We start from the raw sequence: 5799 nt of genomic DNA, 5'->3' as shown, positions 1-5799 counted from the left end.
GGACCGGGCGCGGACCGGGCACGGCCGCGGCCACCCCCGGCGCACCCCCGCGCACCCCCGCGCACCCCCGCCTCAGCCTTCGGGGTGGTCGCGCCCCGGCAGCCAGGACTTGCCGGGTCCGCCCCAGCTGTTCTTCCGGATGGCCTTCGCGACCTGCTTGCCGTACGGGTGCACGAGCCGGTCGGCGTAGAGGTACCCGTCGAGGTGGTCGTACTCGTGCTGGAAGATCCGGGCGAGCCAGCCGTGGGCCTCGACCTCGAACGGCGTGCCGTGCTCGTCGACGGCACGGAGCAGCGCTCCCTCGGAGCGTCGCAGCGGGAAGCGTTCGCCCGGGACCGAGAGGCAGCCCTCGGACTCCTCGTCCTCGTCGAGCTCCTCCACAGCCTCGGGCACGGCGGGCGTCGTCCACAGGACGGGGTTCACGGCCACACCGCGGTGCAGGACCTCGTCATCATCGGTCCATGAGTACACGAACAGCCGCTTGCCGACACCGACCTGCGGACCGGCCAGACCGACCCCGGGCGCGAGGTCCATCGTCTCGAACATGTCGGCGACCAGCGATCGCAGGTCGTCGTCGAAATCGGTGACCTCGGCTGCACGCTCGTGCAGGACGGGTTCGCCGGTGATGCGGATCGGGAGAACGGCCATTCACCCAGGTTATCCGGCGGGGAACGGTAGCCTCGACGCGTGACGACGGACCTGCAGCTGCCCGACGCGGTGAACCTCACGCCGTTCCAGGCGCTCATGATCCCCGTCGCGCTCATCGGTGCGGTGTTCCTGTCGCTGGGGGCGCAGTTCCAGAGCCGTGGGGTGCAGCGGGTCGAAGCCCGGCTCGGTCGGCAGTCGAAGGGCCTCAGCGTCCGACACGTCGTCGGGTTGCTCTCGAGCGGCTACTGGGTGCTCGGCACGCTCATGCTCGGCGTCGCAGTCGTGCTGCAACTCGTCAGCATCACGTACGCGCCGCTCATCGTCGTGCAGCCGCTCGGCGCCGTGGCCCTCGTGATCACGACCTGGTTCTCGTCGCGGTCCTCGGGCGTCCCACTCGGACGCCGAGCACGACGAGCCGTCTGGACGTGCATCATCGGCGTCGGCATCTTCGTCGGGATCGCGGCCTTCGTCGGCCACGAGAGCGCGATCACGAGCCGGCAGCTCGTCACCGTGCTCGTGATCCTCGCGGTCGTGCTCGCGCTGGTGCTCGTGTCGTTCCGCCTCGTCGCGAAGCACAAGAGCGCGCTGTACTACATCGTCGGCGCCGGCATCCTCTACGGGTTCGTGGCGACGCTGGCCAAGGTCGTGCTCAACCGGTTCGTGAACGGCACGTTCGACTGGCTGACGGTCTTTGCGATCGTCGGGGTCGTCGTCGCCGCCTCGCTCGGCGGGTACTTCGTGCAGAACGCGTACTCGAGCGGGTCGGCCGACCTCGTCATCGCAGGGCTGACCGTGATCGACCCGATCGTCGCCGTGGGCATCGGTGTGATCGTCCTCGACGAGGCCGCCGGTGCGCCGGTCTTCGCCGTCTTCGGCTTCGTGGTCGCCGCCGCGATCGCGATCACCGGGGTGTTCCTCCTCGCCAAGCACCACCCGCAGACCCGCGCCTGAGCCGTCGTACCGCGGGGTGACGGTGTCCACCGCGAGGCGGACGCGCTGCCCGAGCGGCGTGCGGTAGCGTCGTCGCACGACCAGCAATCGCCCACGAGAGGACGACGCCAGCCGTGTCAGACGACGCCACCACCGCCACCGCCGGACCGACGGGTGCGACGGGCGGTCGACGACCGCTGCGCGTCCTCATCGCAGCGGACACCTTCGCGCCGGACGTGAACGGCGCCGCCACCTTCGCCGAGCAGCTCGCCGTGGGGCTGGCCGAACGCGGACACGACGTCCAGATCGTCGCCCCCGCCGCGAGCCGCCACTACGGCACCTTCGACGAGGAGCTCCACGGGGTGAGCCTCGTCGTGCACCGGCTGAAGTCCTACAAGTGGCCGCTGCACGCGTGGCTGCGCTTCGTGTGGCCCTGGAGCGTGAAGAAGTGGACCACGCCGATCCTCGACGCGTTCCAGCCGGACGTCCTGCACATCCAGTCGCACATCGTGGTCGGCCGGGGCATGGTCCCCGAAGCGCACGCGCGCGGCATCCGGGTGATCGCCACCAACCACTTCATGCCGGAGAACCTGCTCGAGTACACGCCGTTCGGCAAGCGCACCGTCCCGATCGCGGTGAAGATCGCGTGGAACGACGCCGCGAAGACCTACCGGCTCGCCGACGCGATCACGACGCCGACGAACCTCGCGGCCGACTACCTGCGCCGGGCCATCGCGGGGCAGCGGGTCCTGGCGATCTCCTGCGGCATCGACGCCACCCGGTACGTCGCGCGCGAGGGACGCCCGGTCGGCAACGACATCGTGTTCGTCGGCCGTGTCGCACCCGAGAAGAACCTCGACGTCCTCGTCGGGGCCCTGGCGCTGCTGCCGTCCGAGCTCGAGGCGACGCTGACGATCGTCGGTGACGGCGAGATGATCCCGAAGCTCACGCAGCAGGCGAAGGACCTCGGGCTCGAGGACCGCGTCCGGTTCCTTGGCTTCGTCTCGGACGAGGTCAAGCGGCAGGCGCTCACGAACGCGACGGTGTTCGCGATGCCCTCCACCGCCGAGTTGCAGAGCATCGCCTCGCTCGAGGGCATGGCCTCCGGCCTCCCGGTCGTCGCGGCGGACTCGATGGCGTTGCCGCACCTGATCGACGGGAACGGGTACCTGTTCACCCCCGGTGACGAGCGCGACCTCGCGGCGAAGCTGACCGCCGTGCTGACCGCGTCGGACGAGGACTACGTCGCGATGCGCGAGCACAGCCTGACGATGATCGAGGCACACGACATCAACCGCACACTCTCGACGTTCGAGGCGCTGTATCGTGGGGAACCGGTGGCCTGACGGCCCCCGACGAGGGGCGGTAGCCAAGCTGGTCAAGGCAGTCGGCTCATAACCGAACGATTCGCGGGTTCGAGTCCCGCCCGCCCTACATGTCAAAAGCCGACGCGGGTTCGAGCAACAGCAAGCGCCCGCACCCGCCCCGCGTGCGCCTCGCCAGGAAGCGCGACGCGCAGCAGCACCAGGACGACCACAGCCCGACGCCGAACGTGACGTTCGAGGTGACCCGTGGTGGCACCGGCGTGCGTGTGAACGCCTTCCGGATCGGCTTCATGGGCGCCCTCGGTGTGCTCGTCGCGGTCGTCGCAGGAGCGATCGTCAACGAGCTCTCCACCGTGCTCGTCTACGTCGGCGTGGCGTTGTTCCTCGCGCTCGGCATCGATCCGCTGGTCTCGTTCCTCGAGCGGTTCGCGCCGCGCTGGGTCGCGATCACCGTCGTGGTGGTGGGAGTCCTCGCCGCGTTCGCCGGGGTGGTGTTCGCGGTCGTGCCGATCCTCGTGCAGCAGGCGTCGAACCTCATCCAGAACTTCCCCGACATCGTGCAGGACATCTCGAAGCAGGAGTGGGTGCAGGACCTCTCCGCGCAGTTCTCCGGATCGTTCGACATCGACCACGCGCTGCAGTCGCTGCAGTCGTTCGTCGAGAACCCGGGCAACCTGCTGAGCCTCGGTGGCGGGATCCTCGCGGTCGGCAGCGGCATCCTGACCGGTCTGACGGGCGCCGTCATCGTCATCATCCTGATGCTGTACTTCCTCGCCTCGATGCGTGGCATGAAGTCGATGACCTACCGCTTCGTCCCGGCGTCGCGGCGCGAGAACTTCATCGACGTCAGCGAGCAGATCACGCAGGCGGTCGGGCGCTACGTCGTGGGGCAGATCTCGCAGGCACTCATCAACGGCATCCTCAGCCTGGTGTTCCTGCTCATCATCGGCGCTCCGCTCCCCGTGCTGCTGGCGTCGTTCGCCTTCATGGGCTCGCTCATCCCGCTCGTGGGGACGCTCGCGTCGGCCATCGTCATCTCGCTGCTGTGCCTGTTCGCCTCGCCGGCGACCGCCCTCGCCGCGGCGATCTACTACCTCGTGTACATGCAGGTCGAGGCGTACGTGATCTCGCCGCGCATCATGTCCCGGGCCGTGCAGGTCCCCGGCGCCCTCGTCGTCATCGCGGCGGTCGCGGGCGGGACCATCGGCGGGGTGCTCGGCGCGCTCGTCGCCGTACCGGTCGCCGCGTCGGTGATCATCATCGTGCAGAAGGTCATCTACCCGCGGCAGGAGCAGGCGTGACCGCCTTCGACGAGCACGTCGCCGCCCGTGACCGTTGGGCGGCGAGTCCCCGCGGTCCGCTGGCGCTCGTGAACGCGCAGCGCGTCGACCACGAGCAGCCCGTGTGGCCGGTCCCCGGCCGGTGGGCGCCGGCACCGGGTGGCCTCACCGTCACGGCCGAGGCCGGCGACGGGGTCGTGGTCGACGGCGACCCCGTGGACGGACCGGTCTTCGTCGCCGGCGAGGAGTCGGTCGTCCCGTCGGCCATCGGCTTCCCGGACGGGCGCGCCGGCACGGTCGCGCGCGGGACGTTGCGCGTGTGGGACCCCGCGTCCGAGGCGATCGCCCGGTTCGCCCGCATCGCCCGCTTCGACCGGTCGGACGGCTGGGTCACCTCCGGCAGGTACACCCCCGGTGTTCCAGGAGGCGCGGCGGACGTCCTCGACGCAGCCGGCGATCCGCTCGAGGTCGCCGGACACGTCGAGACCACCCTGGGCGGGTCGGCCGTGCGGTTGGTGGCGGTCCGCTCCGCGGCCTTCCGAGGCACCCCGCGTCTGCAGCTCATCGTGCAGGACGCCACGAGCGCCCTGGCCGAGGACGATCCGGGTAGCACCTACTCGATGGGCCGTTTCCTGTACCTCGACGACCCGGCTGCGTCGGCGGACGTCGAGCTGGACTGGAACCTGCTCGTCCTCCCGCCGTGCGCGTTCTCGTACCAGTACGCCTGCCCGATCCCGCCCGCCGAGAACCGGATCCCGGTGCCGATCACGGCGGGGGAGCGGCACCCGCTCGACGTCACGGGGCACGTGTTCCACTGAGTCCCGTCGCGGTGCCTGGTGTTCCCAGCGCACAGGCTGCATAATGGGCGTGTCCGCAAGGACATCACAATCGGATATCGATGGTTCCGGAACGAGAACCTCCAGTGCAGGTCGATGGGGAAGTCGCACCTGACGAATCGGAGGAATCGTGGACGGAACGACCACCGGGGTGCTCTACGTGCACTCCTCACCACGCGCGCTCTGCCCGCACGTCGAATGGGCGGCAGGTCGCGCCATGAGTCGCGCCGTGAACTTCTCGTGGCTGGACCAGCCCGCCCAGGACGGCGCGCGTCGGACCGAGTTCACCTGGACCGGGCCGGTCGGCACGGGTGCGGCGATCGCCTCGGCGTTGCGCGGCTGGGAGCACCTCCGCTACGAGGTCACCGAGGAACCCACGTCGGCGTCGGACGGCGGCCGCTGGATGCACACGCCCGACCTCGGCGTGTTCTACGCGCAGACCGACGTCACCGGCAACATGGTCGTGCCCGAGGACCGCGTGCGGTACGCGATGGAGGTGGCGGGGAGCAACGCCCTCGAGCTCCACCGCGAGCTCCGACTCGCCCTGGGTCAGGCATGGGACGACGAACTCGAGCCGTTCCGGCACGCCGCCGAGGGCAACCCGGTCGTCTGGTTGCACCGCGTCGGCTGAGCCACGCTGGACCCTCCGTCGTGAACGCCGCCCCTCGGGGCGGCGTTCGCGCGTCCGGCCGCCGCTGCGGCGCTGCGCTGTCGGCGTGCGCGACTCGCCGCTGCTCTGCGAAAGCGACAGTCTGCCGCGCCGTCGCGCCGGCAGACTGT

At 70.2% G+C, this 5799-nt stretch carries 6 protein-coding genes and 1 tRNA gene; 6 read left to right on the top strand and 1 reads right to left on the bottom strand.

Annotated features, from left to right (window positions below; translation table 11 throughout):
- Positions 1 to 72 precede the first annotated feature (72 nt).
- Positions 73 to 648 (bottom strand): peptide deformylase, encoded by a 576-nt coding sequence (def, locus tag Q7F20_RS17595; protein WP_071294837.1) that lies wholly within the window; start codon positions 646 to 648, stop codon positions 73 to 75.
- A gap of 39 nt (positions 649 to 687) precedes the next feature.
- Here def and Q7F20_RS17590 point away from each other — a divergent pair, with 39 nt between their 5' ends.
- The 6 genes from Q7F20_RS17590 (at position 688) to Q7F20_RS17565 (ending at position 5650) form a co-directional block, all read left to right on the top strand.
- Positions 688 to 1599 carry a DMT family transporter gene (locus Q7F20_RS17590; protein WP_305741357.1) on the top strand — a complete coding sequence of 304 codons (912 nt, stop codon included), beginning with the start codon at positions 688 to 690 and terminating at the stop codon, positions 1597 to 1599.
- A 113-nt stretch (positions 1600 to 1712) separates the two neighbouring features.
- Positions 1713 to 2924 (top strand): glycosyltransferase, encoded by a 1212-nt coding sequence (locus Q7F20_RS17585; RefSeq protein WP_305741356.1) that lies wholly within the window; start codon positions 1713 to 1715, stop codon positions 2922 to 2924.
- Between the two features lie 13 nt (positions 2925 to 2937).
- A tRNA-Ile gene (locus Q7F20_RS17580) sits at positions 2938 to 3012 on the top strand.
- A gap of 55 nt (positions 3013 to 3067) precedes the next feature.
- A complete protein-coding gene (locus Q7F20_RS17575) occupies positions 3068 to 4204 on the top strand; it encodes an AI-2E family transporter (protein ID WP_305741355.1) in 1137 nt (378 codons plus the stop codon).
- Positions 4201 to 5001 (top strand): DUF1684 domain-containing protein, encoded by an 801-nt coding sequence (locus tag Q7F20_RS17570; protein ID WP_305741354.1) that lies wholly within the window; start codon positions 4201 to 4203, stop codon positions 4999 to 5001. The genes Q7F20_RS17575 and Q7F20_RS17570 overlap by 4 nt, the downstream gene beginning before the upstream one ends.
- Positions 5002 to 5149: 148 nt before the next feature.
- Entirely contained in the window at positions 5150 to 5650 is a 501-nt protein-coding gene (locus Q7F20_RS17565) for a DUF3145 domain-containing protein (RefSeq protein ID WP_370871728.1), read from the top strand.
- Positions 5651 to 5799 lie beyond the last annotated feature (149 nt).

The sequence above is a fragment of the Curtobacterium sp. A7_M15 genome, from assembly GCF_030705415.1.
GTDB lineage: Bacteria > Actinomycetota > Actinomycetes > Actinomycetales > Microbacteriaceae > Curtobacterium.
Note: the sequence above shows the minus strand (reverse complement) of the source record. Positions and strands in the feature narration are given on the sequence as shown.